Here is a 22,135-nt window from a genome sequence, read left to right on the forward strand (position 1 = left end):
GGCCCTGGAGGTCGTGTCAGACACCGGCAGCCGTGCGCCGCAGCACCCGCAGCGAGTCCGTCACCGACACCTCCGTGAAGGCGCCCGAGGCGAGGGCCCGCAGGTAGACGCGGTAGGGGGCCTGGCCGGTGAACTCGTCCACCGGGTCGGGGAAGACGTCGTGGATGACGAGGAGGCCGCCCTCGGCGACATGCGGGGCCCAGCCCTCGTAGTCGGCGGTGGCGTGCTCGTCGGTGTGGCCGCCGTCGACGAAGACGAGGGCGAGGGGGGAGTTCCAGACCTTCGCCACCTGCGGGGAGCGTCCCACCAGGGCGATCACGTGCTCCTCCAGGCCCGCCCGGTGCAGGGTGCGGCGGAAGGTGGGCAGCGTGTCCATCAGGCCGATCTCGGGGTCGACGGTCTCCGGGTCGTGGTACTCCCAGCCCGGCTGCTGCTCCTCGCTGCCCCGGTGGTGGTCGACCGTGAGGGCCGTGACGCCCGCCTCGCGCGCCGCGTCCGCGAGGAGGATCGTCGAGCGGCCGCAGTACGTGCCGACCTCCAGCAGCGGGAGCCCCAGGCGCCCCGCCTCCACGGCCGCCGCGTACAGGGCCAGCCCCTCGCCGACGGGCATGAACCCCTTGGCCGACTCGAACGCGGCGAGGATCTCCGGCTTGGGGGCCGCGGGCATGGGGTCCTCCGTGGTGGCGCAGGCATGGGTGGGTCGGGCGCGGAACGGGGCCTCGTGGCCGTACGTCCCCGGGAGTGCCCCATGCTGCCATGCGGCCGGTCGGCGGCGTCAGGACACCCGTCCGCTGGACGCGGTCGCGGTCAGGACACCCGCTCGGCCGGACGTTCGACGGCTGTTGTGTCCGCCGCACTGCTCGCCCGGAGCGTCGGGCCGTTCACGGGGCGGCGGCCGGGGAGGAACACGGCGAGGAGGATGCCGACGGCCACCGCGGCGGTGGCGATCAGGAAGGACATCCGGAAGCCGTGCATGGTGGGGACCGCGACACCGCCGACGTGGTTCGCGGTGTCGGCGAGCACCATGCCGATGACGGCGCTCGACACGGACGTGCCGATGGAGCGCATGAGGGTGTTGAGGCCGTTCGCGGCACCTGTCTCGGACGGGTCGACGGCGCCGACGATCAGCGCCGGAAGCGAGGAGTAGGCGAGGCCGATACCCGTGCCGAGGAGCACCGACACCACCACCGTCTGCCAGGCGGCGCTCATCAGCCCGAGACCCGCGCCGTAGCCGACGGCGATGATCGCCAGGCCGAGGATGAGGGTGGTCCTCGGGCCGTACTTGGCGGACAGCCGGGCGTAGACGGGCGCGGTGAACATCATCGTCAGGCCGAGCGGGGCCACGCACAGGCCGGCGACGACCATCGACTGGCCGAGCCCGTAGCCGGTGGCGGTGGGCAGCTGGAGGAGCTGCGGCAGGACGAGGGAGACGACGTAGAAGGAGACGCCGACCATGATCGAGGCGAGGTTGGTGAGGAGCACCTCGCGGCGGGCGGTCGTGCGCAGGTCCACCAGGGGCGCGGTGACGCGCAGCTCCAGGACGCCCCACAGGAGCAGGACCACGGCCGACGCGGCGAACAGGCCGAGTGTGGTCACGGAGGTCCAGCCCCAGTCGCTTCCCTTGGTGATGGGCAGGAGGAAGAGGACCAGGCCGAGGGAGAGGCCGAGCGCCCCGAGGAGGTCGAAGGTGCCCTCGGCGCGGGTCTTCGTCTCGGGGACCGTGATGACGGTGAGGGCGATCGACAGGACGCCGAGGCCGGCCGCGCCGAAGAAGAGGACGTGCCAGTCGGTGTTCTGGGCGACGGCCGCGGCCAGCGGCAGCGCGAGTCCGCCGCCGACGCCTATGGACGAGCTCATCAGGGCCATCGCGGAGCCGAGGCGTTCGCGGGGCAGCTCGTCGCGCATCAGGCCGATGCCCAGCGGGATCGCGCCCATGGCGAAGCCCTGGAGCGTGCGGCCCACGATCATCGGGACCAGCTCACTGGTGAAGCCGCTGATCAGCGCGCCGACCACCATTACCGCCAGGCTGGCGAGCAGCAACCGGCGCTTGCCGTGGAGGTCGCCGAGACGGCCCATGATCGGGGTGGCCACGGCGCCCGACAGGAGGGTGGAGGTCAGGACCCAGGTGGCGTTGCCGGGCGTGGTGTCGAGGAGCTGGGGGAGGTCCTTGATCACTGGGACCAGCAGCGTCTGCATCACCGCGACCACGATGCCCGCGAAGGCCAGCACGGGGACGATCCCGCCGTTGGTTCTCGTGGTCGGCTGGGGGGCGGCTGGGGTGGGCGGGTGCGTCATCGAGCGGGGCCTCCTGGCCGGACGAAGGTGCGGGCCATCGGAACCTCGTCGACCAGGGCAACTATTCCGATGGTTTGAGTAGCTAATGAAAGCTTGACCTGCTCATGGGAATGTGATCGTCCGTCAGCTGGGGAGGGGGCGCGCTGGAACTGGGTGACGTCGAGACTTCTCCGCCGGACGAGGCAACGGATCCGGGCCCTCGTGGACTGTTAAAGACATCTAGGAGGTGCTCATGGGGGATCGGAAACAGGCTCGGGACAAGGAGTTCCAGAGCTTCCTCGTCGGTCGCTGGCCACGGCTGATGCGCACGGCATTTCTCCTCACGGGGGAGCAGCACGCCGCGGAGGACCTGGTACAGACGACGCTGGAGCAGGTCTACGCGGCCTGGCGCCGGGTCGCTTCCACGGACGACCCGGACACCTATGTGCGGCGGGTGATGATCAACGCCCATGCGCGCAGACACCGCAGACGCCTCAAGGAGTTCCTGGCGCCGAGGAGCGACTCGGATCTGGTGCCCGAGGTGCCGGACAGCGGGGACCGCATCGCTCAGGCCGACGACCGCAGCGCGCTCCTCACCGCGCTCTCCCAACTGCCGCCCCGGCAGCGGGAGGCCGTGGTCCTGCGGTACTGGGAGGACCTGAGCGAGAACCAGGCAGCGGAGGCGATGGGCTGCTCCGTGGGCTCGGTGAAGAGCAACGCGGCGAAGGGGATCGCGAAGCTCCGCGCCATACCGGGACTGGCCGAGACGGTGACGCAGGGAGGGCGGAAGTGAGGGACGCGGACGACACACACGGCATCGACGGCGGGCACGGGAAGGCGGAGCGGGACATGACGCGGGACGACGGCATCCATGGCGACGGCACGCTCGGCGGCCTCACCGGGTGTACGGCACTGGAGAGGGACATCGCCCTGCTGCTGGCGGACGCGACCGACCGGGTGGAGATCGGCATGGCCCCCTATCAGGCGGTCGTCCGGGGCGGCCGGCGCCGCAAGGCCCGCCGCTGGGCCATGGCGGCTGCGGTGACCGTGGTGCTCGGGGGCTCCACGGGGGCTCTGGCTCTGGCCGGAGCGACGGACGGGGGCCGCCGGGTCGCGGTGCCCCCGGCCGCCACGGAACCGGTGAAGCCCGAGCAGCGGCACGTTGATCGACCGGAGTCGACCGAACTGGCCTCGGGGCGCGACGGGGGCAGTGCCTGGAAGGTCACGGTCGACTTCTGGGACGCCCCGAGGACCGCGCGGGAGGCGGAGAGACAGCTCGCCGCGATGGCCCTGCGCGGGGACCAGCCCACGGACGTGGACGACCCCGCCGAACTCGTCGGACGGGCCTGGCACTTCGTTCACCTGTCCGTGGGCCGGGGTCGGACCGACGGGGTGATCGACGGTGAGGAGTGGACCGCGTCCGGCAGTGATCTGCAAGCCTTCGCGATGGTCCTGCCCACGGGCGATCAGGACAAGGGCGACGCCCCCAAGCGCCTCGTCATCGGTGAGGTCGCCCCGACGGCCCAACAGGTCCGCGTCACCTGGTCGGACGGCACCTCCTTGGACGTCAATCGCGAGACCGACCTGCCGGGGTACGAGGACCTCCGCAACCCCCGCATCGTCGACGCCGAGGACTCCCCCGTGAGCTGGTTCGTGGCCCTCGCGCCGAAGGGGACGGAGTACGAGTCGGCGAAGGTGGTGCGGTGATCAGGTGACGGATCGGGCGGTGGCTGCCGGGTGGCCTACGGGGGTGGGCACGCGGGGTCGGCCCCGGCGCCTGCGGTGGCCGGCGATCCACATCTGACACGGCGTCAGGAGTCTTCACAAGTGCACGTGCCTCGGCTATACAGAGGGTCGCCGGACTGGAACGCGTTCTAGAAGGGCGGGTTCCGGACCCCTGTGACGACCTCGGCGCGGCCGCTGGTGCGGACGGTCGTGCCGAGGTTCCGAGGTTCTTCCGAGAACAGGAGCCCCATGCCCATCGACGCAGCCAAGGCCCTCGCGGCCGAGCCCCGTTCCGCCGAGATCACCTGGACTCGCAAGGACGTTCTGCTCTACCACCTCGGCATCGGTGCCGGCGTCCCCGCGACCGACCCCGACGAGCTGCGGTACACCCTGGAATCCCGGCTGCATGTCCTGCCGAGCTTCGCCACCGTCGCGGGCGCCGGCTCACCGGATGTCATCGGCGGGCTGAACGCCCCGGGCGTGGACGTGGACCTCGCCAAGGTCCTGCACGGCGGCCAGCGTGTCGCAGTGCACCGGCCCCTCCCCGTCGAGGGCCGGGCGACCGCGACCTCACGGGTGGCGGCGGTGTACGACAAGGGCAAGGCCGCCGTGCTGGTCATGCGCACCGACGTGGCCGACACCGACGGCCCGCTGTGGACGAACGAGGCCCAGATCTTCGTCCGGGGCGAGGGCGGCTGGGGTGGCGAGCGCGGCCCGTCCGCCCGCCAGGAGCCCCCGTCCACCGCCCCCGACAAGGAGGTCGAGCGCGTCGTACGAGAGGACCAGGCGCTGCTCTACCGCCTCTCCGGCGACTGGAACCCGCTGCACGCCGACCCGGAGTTCGCCGCCCGCGCCGGGTTCGACCGGCCGATCCTGCACGGGCTGTGCACATACGGCATCACGCTCAAGGCGGTGGTGGACACGGTGCTCGACGGTGAGGTCGCCCGGGTCCGCTCGTACGGCACCCGCTTCGCGGGAGTCGTCTTCCCGGGCGAGACCCTCCGCATCCGGATGTGGCGGCCGGACGACCGCTCGGTCCATGTGGCGGTGAGCGCCGTCGACCGGGAGGACGCGCCGGTCCTGGCGGACACCCTGGTCGAGCACGAATGACCAGCTCAGCACAACCGTAGGTCTTGTACGCCGGACAGGTTCCGTACCCCTGACGGGTTACTGCCGGCCGGTACTCCAGAGGGGAGCCGCACCATGCGCGCAGCCGTACTGCACGAGATCGGCCAGGACAAGCTGGAGGTGCTCGACGACGTCGAGGTGGCGGGCTTCGGGCCGGGCAGGGTGAAGATCCGGGTGCGGGCCACGGGGCTGTGCCACTCGGACCTGTCCGCGATGGCCGGGGTGCTGCCGCAGCCCGGGCCGTTCGTCCCCGGACACGAGGGCGCCGGCGAGATCCTCGACGTGGGGGAGGGCGTGAGCGGCCTGAAGCCCGGCGACCGGGTCGTCGTCTGCTGGCTGCCGGCCTGCGGCAGCTGTCCCGCGTGCAAGCGCGGCCAGACCCAGCTGTGCCTGGCCGGGTTCCTCAACGCCGGCACCCCCAACTTCAAGCGGCCCACCGGTGACCTCTTCGGCTTCGCGGGCACCGGCACCTTCGCCGAGGAGGTCGTCGTCGACGCCGGGTGCGCCGTGCCCATCCCCGACGACGTGCCGTTCGACGTCGCCGCCCTCATCGGCTGCGGGGTCACCACCGGGCTCGGCGCGGCCCTCAACACCGCCGACGTCGAGGCCGGTTCCTCGGTCGCCGTCATCGGCTGCGGCGGTGTCGGCATCTCGGCCATCCAGGGCGCCCGGCTCAAGGGCGCCGCCGAGATCGTCGCCGTGGACCCGGTGGCCTCACGCCGCGAGGCCGCCCTCACGTTCGGCGCCACCAAGGCCGTCTCCCCGGAGGAACTGGCCGACACCAGGCAGTCCGTCACCGGCGGCGAGGGCTTCGACTACGTCTTCGAGGTCGTCGGCCGCTCGGCCACCGCCCGCACCGCGTACGAGAACACCCGGCGCGGCGGCACCCTCGTCGTCGTCGGCGCGGGCGCCATGGACGACTTCCTCCAGCTCAGCATGTTCGAGCTGTTCTTCGACGAGAAGCGCATCCTGCCCTCCATGTACGGCGGCGGCGACGTCCTGCGCTCCTACGAGCGGGCCATCGCCCTGTGGCGGGCCGGCCGGATCGACCTGGAGGGCCTGATCACCCACCGGGTGCCGCTCGCCGACATCAACGAGGCCCTCGACCAGATGCGCACGGGAGCGGCGCTGCGGACCTGCATAGAAATCTGACGTACCCGGACACCGGGGGCGATTTCCGAGGCGGACCCGCACGCCCAGGACGGCCTGGGCGTCCCCGCCGACTGGTCGAACTCCGACGACTTCAAGGATGCCCATGTCATTGCCACTGGAGGGACTGTCGGCGATCGTCACTGGCGCGGGCCGGGGCCTCGGCCGGGCCGAGGCGCTGGAACTCGCCCGGCTCGGCGCGGCCGTCGTCGTCAACGACTACGGGCAGCCGGGCCGGGACGGCACCGGGGGCGCGTCCACCGGGCCCGCCGAGGAGGTGGCGGCGGAGATACGGGCCGCGGGCGGCCGTGCCCTCGTCCACACCGGTGACGTCGCCGACCACCGCCAGGCGCGGGAGCTGGTCGAGTCGGCGATCGAGGAGTTCGGAAAGCTGGACATCCTGGTCAACAACGCGGGCATCCTCCGTGACCGGATGGTCTTCTCGATGTCCGAGGACGAGTGGGACTCGGTGATCCGGGTCCACCTCAAGGGCCACTTCAACACGATCCGTTTCGCGTCCGCGCACTGGCGTACGAGGGCGAAGGCGACGGATGAGCCGGTGTACGGGCGGATCGTGAACACCTCGTCGGAGGCGTTCCTCGCCGGCTCGGCCGGCCAGCCCAACTACGCGGCAGCCAAGGGCGGCATTGTCGGTCTGACCACGTCCTCGGCCCAGGCGCTCGCCCGGTACGGCGTCACGGCGAACGTGATCTGCCCCCGGGCCCGGACCCGGATGACGGAGGACGTGTTCGCCGGCCTCGCCCGTCCCGAGCGGGGCCCCGACCCGCTCGCCCCCGAACATGTCGCCCCGCTCGTCGGCTACCTGGCCTCGCCGGCCGCCGGCCACATCAACGGACAGCTCCTCGTCGTCCACGGCGGCATGGTCGCGGTCGTCGAACGGCCGCGTGTACAGGCGCAGTTCGACACCAAGCAGGACACGTTCACCTACGACGAACTGGACGGCCTCCTCACGCCGTACTACGCCGACCGCCCCCAGGGGGAGACCTTCGCGGCGACGGAGGTGCTGGGGCTCCGGAGACGAGAGGGATCCGGCTGACTCCGCGTCGTCAGGGTGACCCCGCGTCAACCGGCTGACCTCGCGTCAACCGGCTGACTCCGTCCCGTTCGGCTGACCCCTGTCTCGTTCGGCTGGCCTGCCTCGGCCGGTTGATTCGTCTCGTTCGGCTGGCTCCGTCTTGTTCGGCTGGCCTGCGGCGGCCGGCTGACTCCGTTTCGTTCGGCTGGCCTGCGTCGGCCGGTTGATCCGTCTCGTTCGGCTGGCCCGCCTCAACGGGCTGGCCTGCCTCAATCGGTTGACCCGTCTCGTTCGGCTGACCCCGTCTCGTCCGGCTGGCCCGCCTCAACTGGTTGACCTGCCTCGGCCGGTTGATCCACTTCGGCCGGACGGCCTTGCTCGGCCGGCCCGTCTCGGTCGGCTGACCCCTCGGCTGCTCGGCCCCGTGCCGCTGGCCGGGCCCGAGCGGCGGAACGGCAGCGGCCCCGTCCCGTCGGTGACGGGGCGGGGCCGGGTGTTGCACCGGTGAGCGGTCCGGTGTCGGATTGACGTTTCTTCAGATCGACTGTCCGGACCGATCGGACATGACGTGTGCCGCGGTTCAGGCGGCCGTCGTCGTCTCCGCCTTCTCCACCGGCTTGCGGTGACGCCCGCGAGGCGTCGTCTCGGCGTCGTGGGCCGAGATCTGGCCCCGGTGCCTGCCATGGCCTTCCGCCTCGTGGGGGTCGGCAGTGGGCGGCTGAGTGGTGTGCGCGTCGCTCATGGAAAGTGTTCCCCGTCGGCATGATCTTCTTACAGGCGGGTGAGTTTATCGGGCTTCGGCACACGATCCGAAGGCACCCAAGGGCGTGTCGGCCTCCGCCGTGTCACCTTGACCAAAACGTATACAGGCCCGACACGAGTACCTCATCCGACGGTCACCTCCTCGCTCATCCGTCCTTCCAGCGGCGCCTGTTGCAACGGCACGGGCCGGGCGGGGGCGGGTCCGCCCGCCGCCGCACCCGCGGGTCCGGGCGAAGCCCCGGGGAGACCCTCGGCCCCCACCGGCCCCGGCATCCCTGCCCCACCGGGCTCACTGGGCACAGGGGGCTCACCGGACTCACTGAGCACACCTGGTTCAACCAGCACCACACCTGGTTCGCCCAGCACCACACCGGATTCCCCCGGCATACCGCACACACCCGGCGACGCCCCCTCGCCCGCCGCAGGCGTTCCCCGCGCACCCTCATGGGCCGGTTCACCGGAATCCGGGTCCTCGTCCCAGGACACGCCCACCCGGGCCAGCCCGCAGCGCACCGCCCGCGTCGCGTACGGCAGGTGCAGCACTCCGTCCCTGGTCCACAGGCCCGCCCCCGTCAACCACCCCTCGGGGGCCGGTAGGTGGTGGACCTGGCGGGAGGCCGGGCGCCACAGACCGACCCAGCTGCCCCGGGCACCGTCCACGCACAGAGCGACCGCGCAGCTCTCCGGTGTCAGGATCTGGCCCGGCTGGATGGCGAACGGGGTGATGCGGTGGCCTTCGGGGCCCCGCAGGCACTCCGGGAAGCGGACCGGCAGGGTGCTGCCCAGCACGCCCCAGCCCAGCCGGTCCCGGCCGGGCGAGGGCGCGTCCGAACTGATCAGCAGCAGCCCGCTGTCGGGATCGGCCAGCAGCAGCCGGTCGTTGCTGTCGTCCGCGATCTGAAGGAGGGGCGAGACCTCGCCGTCCCGCTCCAGGTCCACCACGACCGTCTTCGTGCGGCCGTCCGACTCCCGGTCCAGGGCGAGCAGTCGGCCCGACCCGTCCAGCCAGACCCCGCCCGAGCACCGCCCAGGCACCTCCGCCACCCGTTCCGGCCCGAACGCTCCGCCCGCCACCAGCCACACCACCGTGGAACTCCGGCCCACGGCGAGGGCGTACGCCCACTCCCCGCACGGACCGGGCGGCAACAGCCGCACCTCGGTGGCGGGATCCCCGCAGTCGACCGCGCCGAGGAGCAGTTCGCCGGTGCCGGGGCCGGTCGGGTAGAGGAGCGAGAACAGATGCCGTTCGGCCGCCAGCCGGTGAATGAGGACACGGCCGTCGGTCAGGGGAAGGACCTCGGTGCCGGGTTCCTCGGGCTGACTGGCGGGCAGCGGTACGGCGTACGGCTCGGGGCCGTCCAGGGTCCAGCGCTCGGGAAACCAGGACTCGTCGCCGGCGAGGGCGAGGCGGGCCGCATAGCTCCCGTCCGCGGTGATCACGCAGCCGGGCGGCGACGCGTACCGTTTCTTCTCGTCGCCGGGGCCGCCTTCCTCGCTCTCGTCGTGCCCCTGTCCCGTCTCGTTCCCGTGGCCCGTCGCGGGGGATGGGGATGCACAGGCCGTCATCGTTCGATCACCTCCGGCCACGAAGCTAGTTTTCGCACGCACAGACGTGGGGCAACCGGGCTTCCCCTTCACACATAAGGGTGCTCGTCCCGCGATTCACCTGAGGGAACGGCGCGGAATGTGCTGGCGGGCAGGTCGGGGGCGGGGGCGGTCACGCCGGGGAGAGGGTGACCATCGGCCCGCCGGAGGTACGGAGAGGCGGGCGGGGCGAAGCGGTGGCCGCGGCGGGTGTGTGTCTGGCGGCTGGTCAAGTGACCCATGGCCGGTCGGGGAGGGCAGAGGTGCAGGTAGCCTTTGTGCGTGCCCCGTCTGTCTGAAGTCATCGCCGAGCTCGACGCCCTCTGGCCGCCCGAGAGGGCCGAGGGGTGGGACGCGGTCGGCACGGTCTGCGGCGACCCCGACCAGGAGGTCACCAGGGTCCTGTTCGCCGTCGACCCCGTGCGGGAGATCGTCGAGGAAGCGGTGAAGCTGGGGGCCGACCTGCTGGTCACCCACCATCCGCTGTATCTGCGCGGTACGACGACGGTGGCGGCCTCCACCTTCAAGGGCCACGTCGTGCACACGCTGATCAAGAACGACATCGCGCTGCACGTCGCCCACACCAACGCGGACACCGCGGACCCCGGGGTGAGCGACGCCCTCGCCGGGGCGCTGGACCTGAGGGTCGTACGGCCCCTCGTGCCGGATCCCTCCGACCCCGCCGGGCGGCGCGGTCTGGGACGCGTCTGCGAGCTGGACGGCCCGCTGACCGTACGGGAGCTGGCTGCGCGGGCAGCCGAGCGGCTGCCCGCCACCGCGCAGGGCATCCGGGTCGCCGGCGACCCCGAGGCGCTGGTCCGCACGGTCGCCGTCAGCGGCGGCTCGGGCGACAGCCTCTTCGACGACGTACGCGCGGCCGGTGTCGACGCCTTCCTCACCGCGGACCTGCGTCACCATCCCGCCTCCGAGGCCGTCGCCCGTACGACGGAAGCCACCGCGACGCCCCTCGCGCTGCTCGACGCGGCGCACTGGGCCACCGAATGGCCCTGGTGCGAGCTGGCCGCCGCCCAGCTCGACGAGATCTCCGACCGCAAGGGATGGGACCTGCGCGTCCACGTCTCGAAGACGGTCACCGACCCCTGGACCGCCCACGCGGCGTCCACCACCGCCACCGAGAACCTGGGAGCCCCCAACTGAACGCCGCGCCCGCCGACCAGATCCGACTCCTCGACGTCCAGGCCCTCGACGTGCGCCTCCAGCAGCTCGCGCACAAGCGGAGGTCGCTGCCCGAGCACGCCGAGATCGAGTCGCTGACGAAGGACCACACCCAGCTGCGCGACCTTCTCGTCGCCGCGCAGACCGAGGAGAGCGACACCGCCCGCGAGCAGACCAAGGCCGAGCAGGACGTGGACCAGGTGCGCCAGCGTGCCGCCCGCGACCAGAAGCGCCTGGACTCGGGCGCGGTCAGCTCCCCCAAGGACCTGGAGAACCTCCAGCGCGAGATCGCCTCCCTCGCCAAGCGGCAGAGCGACCTGGAGGACATCGTCCTGGAAGTCATGGAGCGCCGGGAGTCCGCGCAGGAGCGGGTCGCCGAGCTGACCGAGCGGGTCGGCGCCGTCCAGGGCAAGATCGACGACGCGACCGCCCGCCGGGACGCCGCCTTCGAGGAGATCGACGGCGAGGTCGCCTCGGTGACCAAGGAGCGCGAGGTCATCGCCGCGTCCGTCCCCGCCGACCTCCTGGGGCTCTACGACAAGCTCCGCGAGCAGCAGGGCGGCATCGGCGCGGCGAAGCTGTACCAGCGCACCTGCCAGGGATGCCGGCAGGAGCTGGCGATCACCGAGCTGAGCGAGATCCGCAAGGCCGCGCCCGACACGGTCGTCCGCTGCGAGAACTGCCGCCGGATCCTGGTGCGCACGGCCGAGTCGGGCCTGTAGAGCGGCCGTGGCGGACAGACCAAGAGGCTGATGTGGTGCGGGAGTTCATCGTCGAGGCCGACGGGGGTTCCCGGGGCAACCCGGGACCCGCGGGCTACGGTTCGGTCGTCCTCGACGGGGCGACGGGGGAGCCGTTGGTGGAGGCCGCCGAGTACATCGGTGTCGCCACGAACAACGTCGCCGAGTACCGGGGCCTCATCGCGGGCCTGAAGGCGGCGTACGAGCTGGACCCGACGGCCGTCGTCCGCGTCCGTATGGACTCCAAGCTCGTCGTGGAGCAGATGTCGGGCCGCTGGAAGATCAAGCACCCCGACATGAAGCCGCTGGCCGCCGAGGCCATGCGGGTCTTCCCGCCCGGCCACGTCACCTACGAGTGGATCCCGCGCGACCAGAACAAGCACGCCGACCGGCTCGCCAACGAGGCGATGGACGCGGGCAAGCGGGGTGAGCGGTGGTCGCCGTCAAGGTCCATGGCGGACCTGGACGCACGAACGGCGGGGGCCGGTGCCGGCACGGCCGCCGGCTCCGCCGCCTCCGCAGTCCCCGAACCGTCGGGCCCGCCCGGGGACGCGACCGCGGGTGCGGCGCGGGCGAGGGCCGCGCTGGCGGGGGCCAGGGCCGAGGCCGGTGTTGAGCCCGGCGCCGAGACCGATGCCGGGGCCGCCGCCGACACGAGTACCGCCAGGGATGTCGGAGCCGACACGCGAGCCGCGACGCACGCCGACGTCGACGCACGAGCAGCCACGGACGCGGACGTCGACGCACGAGCAGCCACGGACGCGGACGCCGGCACACGTGCCGCGCGGAACGTCGCCGCCGGCACCCCCGCCGTGAGCCGGAAGGTCGCCGCAGACATCCGCGCCGCGAAGAACGTCGCCTCCGCCGTCCCCGATCTCGGCACTCCCGCCACCTTCGTGCTGCTTCGGCACGGGGAGACACCCCTGACGCCCCAGAAACGGTTCTCGGGGAGCGGCGGTTCCGATCCGTCCCTCTCCGATGTCGGCCGCTACCAGGCGGAACGGGTCGCCGCCGCGCTCGCCGCCCGAGGGACGATCCAGGAGGTCGTGTCGTCGCCGCTGGCCCGCTGCCGGGAGACGGCGGAGATCGTCGCGGCCCGGCTCGGGCTGGGGGTGACCGTCGACGACGGGCTGCGGGAGACGGACTTCGGCGCGTGGGAGGGGCTGACGTTCGGCGAGGTGCGGGAGCGGTACCCCGACGACATGAACGCCTGGCTCGCCTCGCCGGACGCGGAACCCACGGGCGGCGGCGAGAGCTTCGAGGCCGTGGCCCACCGCGTCGCCGCCACCCGTGACCGGCTGATCGCGGCACACCGGGGCCGTACGGTCCTGCTCGTCAGCCATGTCACCCCGATCAAGACCCTGGTCCGCCTGGCCCTCGGCGCACCGCCCGAGTCCCTGTTCCGCATGGAACTCTCGGCGGCCTCCCTGACGGCCCTGGCGTACTACGCCGACGGCAACGCCACCCTCCGCCTCCTCAACGACACGTCACCTCTGCGCTGACCGGCGGCCGTCAGGGTCACGGCCGCGCAGGGCCGCGGCCCGACGCGCCAGCGCCTCGACCCGCCCCCAGTCCCGCGCGGCGACCGCGTCCGCCGGGAGCATCCAGGTCCCGCCCACACAGCCGACGTTGGGGAGGGAGAGGTACTCGGGCGCGTCGTCCGGCCCGATCCCGCCGGTAGGGCAGAACCGGGCCTGTGGCAGCGGTCCCGCGAGCGACTTCAGATACGCCGTGCCGCCCGCCGCCCGCGCCGGGAAGAACTTCATCTCCCGCACCCCGCGCTCCAACAGCGCCACGACCTCCGACGCGGTCGACACCCCCGGCAGGAACGGCACCCCGGACGCCTGCATCGCCGCCAGCAGGACGTCCGTCCAGCCCGGGCTCACCAGAAAGCGCGCCCCGGCCCGCACCGCCTCCCTCACCTGCTCCGCCGTGACGACGGTGCCCGCCCCGACCACCGCGTCCGGCACCGCTCCGGCGATCGCCCGGATCGCGTCGAGCCCCGCGGGAGTCCGCAGCGTCACCTCGATCGCCGGCAGCCCCCCGGCTACCAACGCCCGCGCGAGCGGCACCGCGTCCGAGGCGTCCTCGATGACGACGACGGGCACCACGGGGGCCAGGTCCAGCACGGAGGGCGTCGAGACGGGCCACGGCGATGTCATGACCTCATCGTCCCCGACGTCAGCAGCATGCGCAAAGGTCGTTGCACATGCTGCAATGGGTCACTCGGTGCGGCCCACAGCCGCGTCCGCGGGAGTCAGTGCACCTCCGTCACCAGCACGTCCAACGTCCATGCCTTCCCCGTCCCCGCCGGAGGTTCGACCTCCACCACGTACCCGAGGTCCCGCAGCGCCTCCACCAACTGCGCCGGCCCCTTGGGCGCGGCGCCGGCCGACAGCAGGCTGCGGACGATGCGGCCCTTGGTCGCCTTGTTGAAGTGGCTGACCACCTTCCGGGTCGGCGCGTGCAGCACCCGTACGGTCGCAGTGCGGCCGGCGACCTCGCCCTTCGGCTTCCAGGCGGCGGCGTAAGCGGAGGACCGCAGGTCGAGGACGAGCCCGTCACCGGCCGCGTCGGGGAGCGCCGACGCCATCGGCGTACGCCAGTGGGTACCGAGCGCCCCGACGCCGGGCAGCTTCACGCCCATCGAACAGCGGTACGAGGGGATGCGGTCCGTGACGCGGACGGCGCCCCACAGCCCGGAGAAGACCAGCAGCGAACGCGCCGCCCGTCTCTTCGCGGCGGTGTCGAGGGAGGCCAGGTCGAGGGCGTCGTACAGCACGCCCGTGTAGATCTCGCCCGCCGGGCGCGCCCCCGCCGTCCGCAGCTGAGCGTTCTTGGCGACCTCGCCGCGCAGCCCCTCACTCAGGCCGAGCACTTCGCGGGCCTTGTCCTCGTCGCCCGCGCACACCTCGACCAGTTCACCGAGCACGGCCTCGCGCGCCTCGGTGAGCGCCGGGAGGGAAAGGGACTCCAGCTTCAGCGGAGCGCCGCCCCCTGAGGGGGCCTTTCCTTCGGACGGGGGCAGCAGGACGAGCACGGGTACTCCTTCGGATAGGGCTCCGCGACAGCGTACGGGGTCGTTCGGAGCGCGAACCGGGCCCCCGGCGACCCGGTCGGCCCGCACAGGACCGTCGTCGGCGTGCCTCCGCGTCCGCCCCGCCCTACGCTCGACGCATGCCCCGCCGCCACCTCCGCGTCCTGGGCGCCCCCGAGGCTCCCCTGCGGGCGGCCCTGCGCGCACTCCGCGGTGAACTCGGCGTGCCCGACGCCTTCCCGCTCCAGGTCCTCGTCGAGGCGGAGCACGCCGCCAAGTCGCCCCGCCTCCCGTCGTACGACGCCACGGACATCCCCCTCTTCACCATCGACCCGCCCGCCTCCACCGACCTCGACCAGGCGATGCACCTGTCCCGCCGACCGGGCGCCGACGGCCGCCGGGGCTACCGGGTCCGTTACGCCATCGCCGATGTCGCCGCGTTCGTCACCCCCGGCACCACCCTCGACGCGGAGGCCCACCGCCGGGTGACGACGCTCTACTTCCCCGACGGCAAGGTCCCCCTGCACCCCGCCTGCCTCTCCGAGGGCGCCGCCAGCCTCCTCCCGGACCACACCCGCCCGGCGGTGCTGTGGACCCTGGACCTCGACGCGGACGGCCGTACCGAGAGCGTCGACGTCCGCCGCGCCCTCGTCCGCAGCCGCGTCAGGCTCGACTACGCGTCCGTGCAGAAGGAGATCGACGCGGGCACCGCCGAGGAACCCCTCGCCCTGCTCAAGGAGATCGGACACCTCCGCGAGCGCCTCGAAGTGGAACGCGGCGGCATCTCCCTCAACGTCCCCGAACAGGAGATCATCGAACGGGACGACCCCGGCGACCGCGGGACCCGGGGAACGTACGCACTCGAACTCGCCTACCGTGCGCCCCTCCCCGCCGACGGCTGGAACGCCCAGATCTCCCTGCTCACCGGCATGGCCGCCGCCGAACTGATGCTCGGCAGCGGCACCGGGATCCTGCGTACCCTGCCCGCCGCGCCGGACGGCGCCGTGGGCCGCCTCCGCCTTACCGCGAAGGCGCTGCGCATCGACTGGCCGCACCACGTGTCGTACGCGCACCTGGTCCGCTCCCTCGACCCGCACGACCCCCGCCATGCGGCCTTCCTCCAGGAGTGCACGACCTTGCTGCGCGGCGCGCACTACACGGTCTTCCGCGACGGCGCACTCCCCGACATCACCACGCACTCCGCCGTCGCCGCGCCCTACGCCCACTGCACGGCCCCGCTCCGCCGCCTCGTCGACCGCTACACCGCGGAACTCTGCCTCGCCGCGACCTCCGGAACCCGGGCCCCCGAATGGGTCCTGGCCGCCCTCGACGCCCTCCCCGACGAGATGTCCGGGGGCAGCCGTCTGGCGGGCCGTGTGGAGCGCGAGTGCGTGGACCTCGTCGAGGCCGCCCTGCTCCGGGACCGCGTCGGGGAGATCTTCGAGGGCTGCGTGGTGGACGTGGAGGAACGGGCGGCCGGTGACGGCGAACCTGCGGTCGGCACCGTGCAGTTGGAGTCCCCGGCGGTCATCGGCCGTATCGTCGGACGGGCCGGCGAGCCGCTGCCGCTGGGAGAGCGGCTGCGCGTCCGGCTCACGCAGGCCGAGCCGGGAGCGGCGAAGGTCCGCTTCGTGCCGGCGTGAACCCCGCCTGTGTTTGACGGAGCCGCTCGATCTCCCGCACGAGCAGATCGGCGTCGTCAGCGTGGCAGCGCACGATCCGTACCGCCCTGAGCCGCCCGAAGAACGTCAAGTACGCGATGTCGCGGGAGAGTTCGAGGGTGACGGTGGTCTGCGAACCGGCCTCCAGGTTCAGCTCCCCGTCCTTCTTCTCGTGCGTCAGGCACAGCTCGCGGCGGACCGAGGAGACGGCGGCGAGCGGGACGAGGAGGTCCACGGAGGCGAAGCGGCGCAGCCGCAGCGTCGTGTCGGTGAGCACGTGGGGACGGGTCACCGATGCGGCGTGCAGCCCGGCGACGATCAGGATCGTGTAGAGGTCGAGGACGAGGAAGGCCCGGTGCGCCAGCGGATGGTCGTCGAGGAGGACGGACATCGTCACCGTCTCGACGACGCACACGAACCCGAAGCCGAGCATCATCGCGCCCTGCCCGCGCGCGTACCCGAAGGCCCGCCCCTCCCCGGTCCCGTGCGGCCGACGGGCCGCCCAGCGGAACAGACTTGCGAACAGCAGGAGTTCATGGCGCACAAGGGCGCGGCTGATCCGGTGGACACTCGCCCATGGTGTCCCCGTCCCCGTCCCCGTCCCCGTCCGCGTCCTCGGCATTGGATCAGGTGTCCGCGGTGCGTTCATCGGCGATCCTCCATGAGTATCCGGAACGTACGGCGGATGGCCTCCGCCTGGGCGGGTGCGAAGTCGGCGAAGAAGGCCCGCAGAAAGCCGCTGCCGCTGCCGCTCGCGTTTGAGCCGCCGTTGTCGTTGTCGAGGTCGAGGTCGGGCGGGATCAGCTCGGCGGGAATGAGATCGGCGAGCAGCCTGGCCGCCTCGGTCACGCGCGGGTCGTCGAGGTCGGCGTCGGCGAGGTCGTCGAGCAGCGCGTACGCCTCGTGCGCCCGCTCCACCGCGCCGGGCGCCGCCATCATTGCCTCCAGCCCGGCCAGCAACTCGGCCCGAGCCTCAGGGGGCGCGGTCGTCTCCAGGAGCGCGAACACCTCCCGGTCCTTGGCGGCCATCGCGGACTCGGGCGCCACAGGCCCGAACTTCCCGAAGAGATCGGCGAGTTCCGGCGAGACGGGACCCTCGGCGGGCAGCCGCCCGCGCCGCGCGTCCTCCCTCAGGACCCGCAACCGGGCCCGCCGCTCCCGGATCGCCGATTCCTGCCGCGCCAGGTCCTCGTCCAGCTCGCCCAGCACCTCGACGAGCTCACGCCCCGCGTCGTCCGCCAGCACGTCCCGCACCTCGGCGAGCCCGAGCCCCAGCTCCGTCAGCCGCCGGATCCGCGCGAGCACGACCGCGTGCCGCAGGGTGTAGTCCCGGTACCCGTTCGACCGCCGCTCCGGCTCCGGCAACAGCCCCAGGTGGTGATAGTGCCGCACCGCCCGGGTGGTGACCCCGACGGTCGCGGCCAGCTCTCCGATCCGCATGGGACCAGTAGAAACGTTGACGTCGCGGCAGGGTCAAGCCACACAGGGCGGGGGCCGGTCCAAGCCTCACGGTGCCTGACCGCAACGACTCGTTCGAGGGAACAGCCCTCGATCTCCAGGTCAGGAGGTCGGCCGGTACCGCAGTCTGGCGAGGTGCAAGGAAGAGGGCATGTGACGTGAGTTCCACGGATCGTGGGGCCCGTGGGGCTCGCATCGATGCGGAGATCCTGATCGAGGGCTTTCATGCCCTGGCCACCCGGAGGGCTTTCGGGCGGAGCTGATCGAGGGGGAATTCGTGATGACGGCGCCGGCGGACGGAGACCATGAGGACTGCATCGGGCTGATCGTGAGCCAGGTGATCAGACGGTCCCGAACCGCCATGCAGTTCACCGGCAACAAGGGCCTGTCGCTCGGAGCCAGGGAGTCCTACCCCGAGGACCACGTCATCCCGGACGGCACCTTCGCCCCCATGGATCTGCGGCTCTTCCGTGGCGCCGGTCCCTGGATGCCGTGCGACGGCGTGGCCATGGTGCTCGAAGTGACGTCACCCAGGCCCCGGGCCGACCGCGAAACCAAACACCGCTGCTATGCCCGCGGCGGAATCCCCCTCTACCTGCTGGTCGACCGCGAGGCCTCGTCGATCACCCTGCTGAGCGACCCCGAGAACGAGAAGTACCGGCAGCTCGACACACGCCCCCTCGGCAAGTCGATCACCCTCCCCGAACCCTTCGCCTTCGACCTGGACACGGCGGACCTCCTCTGAAGAGCCGAGGGACCCGGCCCGCGGGGATGGAAACGAGCCGCCCGCGTGTTGCACCCCCTGTGACCGACCGGCGGAAGGAGCGGGGGACGTGGGCGGCAGCGAACAGACCCGGTGGACCCGGGCGACCCTAGGCCGCCCCGACCGCCCCCTCGACCTGCTGACCGCCCGCTTCGACCGCCACCGCTACGCCCCGCACACCCACGAGGAGTTCAGCGTGGGCATCTGTGTGCTCGGCGCCTCGTGCATCGACTACCGGGGCGGCGCCCTGACCGTGGGAGAGGGCTCGATCGTCGTGCTGGCCCCGGGAGAGGTCCACACCGGCGAGTCGGCGTACGGCACCTACGCCTACCGCGCCCTCTACCCGGCCCCCACCCTCCTCGCCGACGGCATCCTCGGCGGCACCCCGCACTTCCGCGAACCCCTCCTCCACGACCCGGAACTCGCCGCCGCCCTGCGCACCGCCCACCACGAGCTGAGCACCTGCCCCGACCCCCTGGAGGCCGAGTCCCGCCTCCCCTGGCTGCTCACGGCTCTGGCCCGCCGCCACTCCACGGCCCGTCCCGTCTCCGACACGGTCCCGGGCGCCGGCACCATCGCCCTCGCCGTACGCGACCGCCTGGCAGACGAACTCCAGGCCCCACCCTCCCTCGCCGACCTGGCCGCCGAACTGGGCCTCTCCCGCTACCAACTCCTGCGCGCGTTCCGTACGACGATGGGCATGCCCCCGTACGCCTGGCTGGCCCAGTACCGGGTGAGCCGTGCCCGCACCCTGCTGGAGTCCGGCGACCGCCCGGCGGAGGTCGCAGGCCAGGTGGGCTTCGCCGACCAGGCCCATATGACGCGCTGGTTCAGACGGGTCCTCGGGGTCACCCCGGCGGCGTACCGGACGGGCGTACGCCCGTAAGCCCTGCCAGCCCCGCAAGTCTTGGCCCGGCGACCGCTGCGCAACAACGTTCAAGACACAGCCCCCCGACCGGCCGGAAACTCTCCCCATGACTGCACGCGGCTGGTTCCTCTTCTCCTTGATGGGAGTCCTCTGGGGCATCCCCTACCTGATGATCAAAGTGGCGGTGGACGGAGTGTCCCCGTCGATGGTGGTGTTCGTACGCTGCGCCCTGGGCGCAGCTCTCCTGCTCCCCTTCGCGATCCGCCAGGGCGGACTGGCCGCGACCGTACGGACCCACTGGCGCCCCATGCTGGCCTTCGCCGTGATCGAGGTGATCGGCCCCTGGTGGACCCTGACCGACGCCGAACGCCACCTCTCCAGCTCCACGGCCGGCCTGCTGATCGCGGGCGTCCCGATCGTGGCCGTGCTCCTGACCCGTTTCTTCGGCGACACGGAACACCTGGGCGCGCGGCGGCTGACGGGACTGATCCTGGGCCTGGCCGGAGTGGCGGTCCTCACGGTCCCGCACCTGACCGGGGGAGATGCCCGCTCCCTGGCGGAGGTGGCCGTCACGGTGATCGGCTACGCCACGGCCCCGCTGATCATGGCCCGCCACCTGAAGCAGGTCCCGACGCTGCAGCTGATAGCCCCGGTCCTGCTCCTGTCGGCGATCGTCTACGCCCCCGCGGCGGCCCTGACCTGGCCGACGACCATGCCCTCGCCCTCCGTCCTGGCCTCCCTGGCGGGCCTGGGAGTGATCTGCACGGCGCTCGCCTTCGTCGTCTTCCTGGAACTGATCCGCGAGGTCGGCCCGACGAGGGCGACGGTCTTCACCTACGTCAACCCGGCGGTGGCGGTGGCGGCGGGCGCGCTCTTCCTCGACGAGCAGCTCACGACGACGGTCCTGCTCGCCTTCGCCCTGATCCTGGCGGGCTCGTTCCTGGCGACGGCCTCGGCGGGACCGAGGCGCCCCAGCCGCCCGGTAACATGGTCGACACGGCAGACGAGCCGGGCGGACGGCCGCGTGGAGTCCCCCTAGGGGGCTTCCCGAGGAACGTCCGGGCTCCACAGGGCAGGGTGGTGGCTAACGGCCACCCGGGGTGACCCGCGGGACAGTGCCACAGAAAGCAAACCGCCGGGGACCGTATCCGTACGGGCCTCGGTAAGGGTGAAACGGTGGTGTAAGAGACCACCAGTGCCCAGGGTGACCTGGGCAGCTAGGTAAACCCCACCCGGAGCAAGGTCAAGAGGGGCCGCCGTGAAAAGCGACCCTGCGCGGACGTTCGAGGGCTGCCCGCCCGAGTCCGCGGGTAGACCGCACGAGGCCGGCGGCAACGCCGGTCCTAGATGGATGGCCGTCTCCCCGGCCGCCGCGAGGCGACCGGGCGACAGAACCCGGCGTACAGCCCGACTCGTCTGCCGCTACCTGCGGCTTTGCCTGGGAAAGGGCCTCTGACCTGCGTCGGAGGCCCTTTCCGATCTTTCAGGAGCTTGCCGCGTTAGGCGGCAAAAAGTCCCTCGCAAGTCCCTCGGACAGAGCTGAAAGTCCCTGAAAAGTCCCTGGAGCGGAGGGGTGCGCGAGGCCTCTGGGCTGGGCGTTTGCGACAGCCGTTGGAGCATGGCGCTGGAGCCGCGGGCATCGTGGCGGTCCTGGCCCGGCGGGGTTACGCCGCCTCGGCGTCGGCCGTCGTGTCGTTCCGCGCGGCCCATTCGGCGCGGGCTGCGGTGAGCCGAGGGTGCATGGCGCGAAGCTCTTCCAGCTGCCCGGCCACCGTTGCGATGAACTCGGCCAGCTGGTCCGGCCCCATCGGGCGGGTGTACATGTCGGCGGCTACTTCGACCAGTACGTGCGGGACTCGGTAGGCCGGGCTGACTGTCGAGTCCGGACTTACGGCGAGGTGTGCGCAGAGCACCTGCCAGGACTCGTACTCCTCGTAGGCCTCGGTGTATTCGGTAGAGGCCACAGCGCCGTACATCTGGTGGTGTACGTCGGCGGGGTGGGGCCTGCCCTTCATTTCAAAGGTGTGGTCCGTCGTGCACCAGGACGGGCAGGTGACGGTGTGCCGGGTGCCGTATCTGTCGTCGTACATCCAGGTGCGGTCAAGCGCTGCGGTCGTCTCGCCGGTCCGCCCGGATACCAGGCACGCGAGCTGCGTACGTGCGGCCCGGAGCTTCGCCAGGTGCGCGCTCATGTCGCTGATCAGTTCGTCGACCTCTCCGAGGTCGAGCGTCGGCCAGTCGCCGCCGGCCACGAAGTCCAGGCCGGGCGTTTCGTCGTCGACCTGGGACAATTGGAACGCCATGATGCCGTCCCTGCGCTGACAGGCGTAAGGGCGGTGAGCACCCATGGCGATTAGCGGGCCGTGGTGAAGGTGTTCGCGCGGGTCCTCGTGGTCCCTGGGGTTTCCATCGCAGAACGAGACGCCGGCGGGGCAGGCGGTCATCTGCGGAGTGCCCGATGGCTCGTGGCTGGCGGAGACCTCCACCTTGTCCGCGAGGGTCTCGAGCTCGTCGGCGAACCCGCGAAGCTCCGTCGCCTTGACGCGGGCCTCGGCCGCAGTCGTGTCCGTGTCGCCCAGACCGATGATCGGCTTCGAACCAGACAGATCCAGAAGGTGCGCATTCAGCAGCTCCCGGCCGTCATTGCCCTTGACGGTGTGCAGGGTTCCGAAGTGGTCGTAGTGGTTGCCGGTTTCTGTGCACCAGTCTGGGTGGACAGTGCACGGCTGCCGGTCACTGGGCTCGAGGCTTGCCTCGGTCGGGGGCATCGAGGG

The 22,135-nt window shown here is 72.0% G+C and carries 19 protein-coding genes, 1 other RNA gene and 2 pseudogenes; 13 read left to right on the forward strand and 9 right to left on the reverse strand.

Features of this window, described 5'->3' with window-relative positions; genetic code table 11:
• Positions 1-16: 16 nt before the first annotated feature.
• Together ACZ43N_RS07135 and ACZ43N_RS07140 are read right to left on the reverse strand one after the other, a co-directional pair.
• The gene (locus tag ACZ43N_RS07135) at positions 17-667 is read right to left on the reverse strand and encodes a class I SAM-dependent methyltransferase (protein ID WP_468095625.1); all 651 of its coding nucleotides are present in this window, start codon (positions 665-667) and stop codon (positions 17-19) included.
• Between the two features lie 140 nt (positions 668-807).
• A complete protein-coding gene (locus ACZ43N_RS07140; protein ID WP_468095626.1) occupies positions 808-2,295 on the reverse strand; it encodes an MFS transporter in 1,488 nt (495 codons plus the stop codon).
• Positions 2,296-2,527: 232 nt separating this feature from the next.
• Between ACZ43N_RS07140 and ACZ43N_RS07145 the strand changes: the two genes are divergently transcribed.
• From ACZ43N_RS07145 to ACZ43N_RS07165, 5 genes are all read left to right on the forward strand, one after another.
• Positions 2,528-3,067 (forward strand): SigE family RNA polymerase sigma factor, encoded by a 540-nt coding sequence (locus tag ACZ43N_RS07145; protein ID WP_468095627.1) that lies wholly within the window; start codon positions 2,528-2,530, stop codon positions 3,065-3,067.
• Complete coding sequence (locus tag ACZ43N_RS07150; RefSeq protein WP_468095628.1) at positions 3,064-3,981, forward strand: hypothetical protein; 918 nt, start codon at positions 3,064-3,066, stop codon at positions 3,979-3,981. The genes ACZ43N_RS07145 and ACZ43N_RS07150 overlap by 4 nt, the downstream gene beginning before the upstream one ends.
• A 267-nt stretch (positions 3,982-4,248) precedes the next feature.
• Positions 4,249-5,109, forward strand: coding sequence for a MaoC/PaaZ C-terminal domain-containing protein (locus tag ACZ43N_RS07155; RefSeq protein WP_468095629.1), 861 nt, complete (start codon positions 4,249-4,251; stop codon positions 5,107-5,109).
• A gap of 93 nt (positions 5,110-5,202) precedes the next feature.
• Positions 5,203-6,279 (forward strand): Zn-dependent alcohol dehydrogenase, encoded by a 1,077-nt coding sequence (locus ACZ43N_RS07160; protein ID WP_468095630.1) that lies wholly within the window; start codon positions 5,203-5,205, stop codon positions 6,277-6,279.
• Positions 6,280-6,382: 103 nt separating this feature from the next.
• Positions 6,383-7,333 (forward strand): 3-oxoacyl-ACP reductase, encoded by a 951-nt coding sequence (locus ACZ43N_RS07165; RefSeq protein ID WP_468095631.1) that lies wholly within the window; start codon positions 6,383-6,385, stop codon positions 7,331-7,333.
• Positions 7,334-7,892: 559 nt separating this feature from the next.
• On the opposite strand, the gene ACZ43N_RS07170 is transcribed toward ACZ43N_RS07165, so the two are convergent.
• Together ACZ43N_RS07170 and ACZ43N_RS07175 are read right to left on the reverse strand one after the other, a co-directional pair.
• Complete coding sequence (locus ACZ43N_RS07170; RefSeq protein ID WP_468095632.1) at positions 7,893-8,054, reverse strand: hypothetical protein; 162 nt, start codon at positions 8,052-8,054, stop codon at positions 7,893-7,895.
• A gap of 143 nt (positions 8,055-8,197) precedes the next feature.
• Positions 8,198-9,640 (reverse strand): hypothetical protein, encoded by a 1,443-nt coding sequence (locus tag ACZ43N_RS07175; protein WP_468095634.1) that lies wholly within the window; start codon positions 9,638-9,640, stop codon positions 8,198-8,200.
• 300 nt (positions 9,641-9,940) lie between these two features.
• On the opposite strand from ACZ43N_RS07175, the gene ACZ43N_RS07180 reads away from it, so the two are divergent.
• The 3 genes from ACZ43N_RS07180 to ACZ43N_RS07190 are packed head-to-tail and all read left to right on the forward strand — an operon-like array spanning position 9,941 to position 13,076.
• On the forward strand, positions 9,941-10,816 hold the full coding sequence (locus ACZ43N_RS07180; RefSeq protein ID WP_468095635.1) for a Nif3-like dinuclear metal center hexameric protein: 876 nt from the start codon (positions 9,941-9,943) through the stop codon (positions 10,814-10,816).
• Positions 10,813-11,556, forward strand: a complete 744-nt coding sequence (locus ACZ43N_RS07185) for a zinc ribbon domain-containing protein (RefSeq protein WP_468096446.1) — start codon at positions 10,813-10,815, stop codon at positions 11,554-11,556. Before ACZ43N_RS07180 ends, ACZ43N_RS07185 begins: the two co-directional genes overlap by 4 nt.
• 35 nt (positions 11,557-11,591) lie before the next feature.
• Complete coding sequence (locus ACZ43N_RS07190; RefSeq protein WP_468095636.1) at positions 11,592-13,076, forward strand: bifunctional RNase H/acid phosphatase; 1,485 nt, start codon at positions 11,592-11,594, stop codon at positions 13,074-13,076.
• On the opposite strand, the gene eda is transcribed toward ACZ43N_RS07190, so the two are convergent.
• Positions 13,062-13,736, reverse strand: coding sequence for a bifunctional 4-hydroxy-2-oxoglutarate aldolase/2-dehydro-3-deoxy-phosphogluconate aldolase (gene eda, locus ACZ43N_RS07195; protein WP_468095638.1), 675 nt, complete (start codon positions 13,734-13,736; stop codon positions 13,062-13,064). The genes ACZ43N_RS07190 and eda overlap by 15 nt on opposite strands.
• A 95-nt stretch (positions 13,737-13,831) precedes the next feature.
• Positions 13,832-14,614 (reverse strand): peroxide stress protein YaaA, encoded by a 783-nt coding sequence (gene yaaA, locus ACZ43N_RS07200; protein WP_468095640.1) that lies wholly within the window; start codon positions 14,612-14,614, stop codon positions 13,832-13,834.
• A gap of 137 nt (positions 14,615-14,751) precedes the next feature.
• On the opposite strand from yaaA, the gene ACZ43N_RS07205 reads away from it, so the two are divergent.
• Positions 14,752-16,254, forward strand: coding sequence for an RNB domain-containing ribonuclease (locus ACZ43N_RS07205; protein ID WP_468095641.1), 1,503 nt, complete (start codon positions 14,752-14,754; stop codon positions 16,252-16,254).
• Here ACZ43N_RS07205 and ACZ43N_RS07210 read toward each other — a convergent pair.
• The gene (locus ACZ43N_RS07210; protein ID WP_468095643.1) at positions 16,205-16,894 is read right to left on the reverse strand and encodes a hypothetical protein; all 690 of its coding nucleotides are present in this window, start codon (positions 16,892-16,894) and stop codon (positions 16,205-16,207) included. The genes ACZ43N_RS07205 and ACZ43N_RS07210 overlap by 50 nt on opposite strands.
• A gap of 23 nt (positions 16,895-16,917) precedes the next feature.
• Positions 16,918-17,712, reverse strand: coding sequence for a MerR family transcriptional regulator (locus ACZ43N_RS07215; protein ID WP_468095644.1), 795 nt, complete (start codon positions 17,710-17,712; stop codon positions 16,918-16,920).
• A gap of 212 nt (positions 17,713-17,924) precedes the next feature.
• On the opposite strand from ACZ43N_RS07215, the pseudogene ACZ43N_RS07220 reads away from it, so the two are divergent.
• The 4 genes and pseudogenes from ACZ43N_RS07220 to rnpB all read left to right on the forward strand — a co-directional run bounded on the left by ACZ43N_RS07220 (position 17,925) and on the right by rnpB (position 20,780).
• Positions 17,925-18,475, forward strand: a pseudogene (locus tag ACZ43N_RS07220) (Uma2 family endonuclease).
• An 88-nt stretch (positions 18,476-18,563) separates the two neighbouring features.
• On the forward strand, positions 18,564-19,379 hold the full coding sequence (locus ACZ43N_RS07225) for a helix-turn-helix domain-containing protein (protein ID WP_468095645.1): 816 nt from the start codon (positions 18,564-18,566) through the stop codon (positions 19,377-19,379).
• A 151-nt stretch (positions 19,380-19,530) separates the two neighbouring features.
• A pseudogene (locus ACZ43N_RS07230) lies at positions 19,531-20,247 on the forward strand (DMT family transporter); the annotation flags it as partial.
• 118 nt (positions 20,248-20,365) lie between these two features.
• Positions 20,366-20,780, forward strand: an RNA gene (gene rnpB, locus ACZ43N_RS07235) — RNase P RNA component class A.
• A 245-nt stretch (positions 20,781-21,025) separates the two neighbouring features.
• Here the strand turns inward: rnpB and ACZ43N_RS07240 are convergent.
• Entirely contained in the window at positions 21,026-22,129 is a 1,104-nt protein-coding gene (locus ACZ43N_RS07240; RefSeq protein WP_468095647.1) for a DUF6907 domain-containing protein, read from the reverse strand.
• Between the last annotated feature and the right edge of the window lie 6 nt (positions 22,130-22,135).

The organism is Streptomyces sp. NPDC030814, assembly GCF_055572155.1.

Coding starts and splice junctions, on each gene's coding strand:
- ACZ43N_RS07135 (WP_468095625.1), bottom strand. CDS start 667: ATGCCCGCGGCCCCCAAGCCGGAGATCCTCGCCGCGTTCGAGTCGGCC.
- ACZ43N_RS07140 (WP_468095626.1), bottom strand. CDS start 2,295: ATGACGCACCCGCCCACCCCAGCCGCCCCCCAGCCGACCACGAGAACC.
- ACZ43N_RS07145 (WP_468095627.1), top strand. CDS start 2,528: ATGGGGGATCGGAAACAGGCTCGGGACAAGGAGTTCCAGAGCTTCCTC.
- ACZ43N_RS07155 (WP_468095629.1), top strand. CDS start 4,249: ATGCCCATCGACGCAGCCAAGGCCCTCGCGGCCGAGCCCCGTTCCGCC.
- ACZ43N_RS07160 (WP_468095630.1), top strand. CDS start 5,203: ATGCGCGCAGCCGTACTGCACGAGATCGGCCAGGACAAGCTGGAGGTG.
- ACZ43N_RS07165 (WP_468095631.1), top strand. CDS start 6,383: ATGTCATTGCCACTGGAGGGACTGTCGGCGATCGTCACTGGCGCGGGC.
- ACZ43N_RS07170 (WP_468095632.1), bottom strand. CDS start 8,054: ATGAGCGACGCGCACACCACTCAGCCGCCCACTGCCGACCCCCACGAG.
- ACZ43N_RS07175 (WP_468095634.1), bottom strand. CDS start 9,640: ATGACGGCCTGTGCATCCCCATCCCCCGCGACGGGCCACGGGAACGAG.
- eda (WP_468095638.1), bottom strand. CDS start 13,736: ATGACATCGCCGTGGCCCGTCTCGACGCCCTCCGTGCTGGACCTGGCC.
- ACZ43N_RS07205 (WP_468095641.1), top strand. CDS start 14,752: ATGCCCCGCCGCCACCTCCGCGTCCTGGGCGCCCCCGAGGCTCCCCTG.
- ACZ43N_RS07210 (WP_468095643.1), bottom strand. CDS start 16,894: ATGCCGAGGACGCGGACGGGGACGGGGACGGGGACGGGGACACCATGG.
- ACZ43N_RS07215 (WP_468095644.1), bottom strand. CDS start 17,712: ATGCGGATCGGAGAGCTGGCCGCGACCGTCGGGGTCACCACCCGGGCG.
- ACZ43N_RS07240 (WP_468095647.1), bottom strand. CDS start 22,129: ATGCCCCCGACCGAGGCAAGCCTCGAGCCCAGTGACCGGCAGCCGTGC.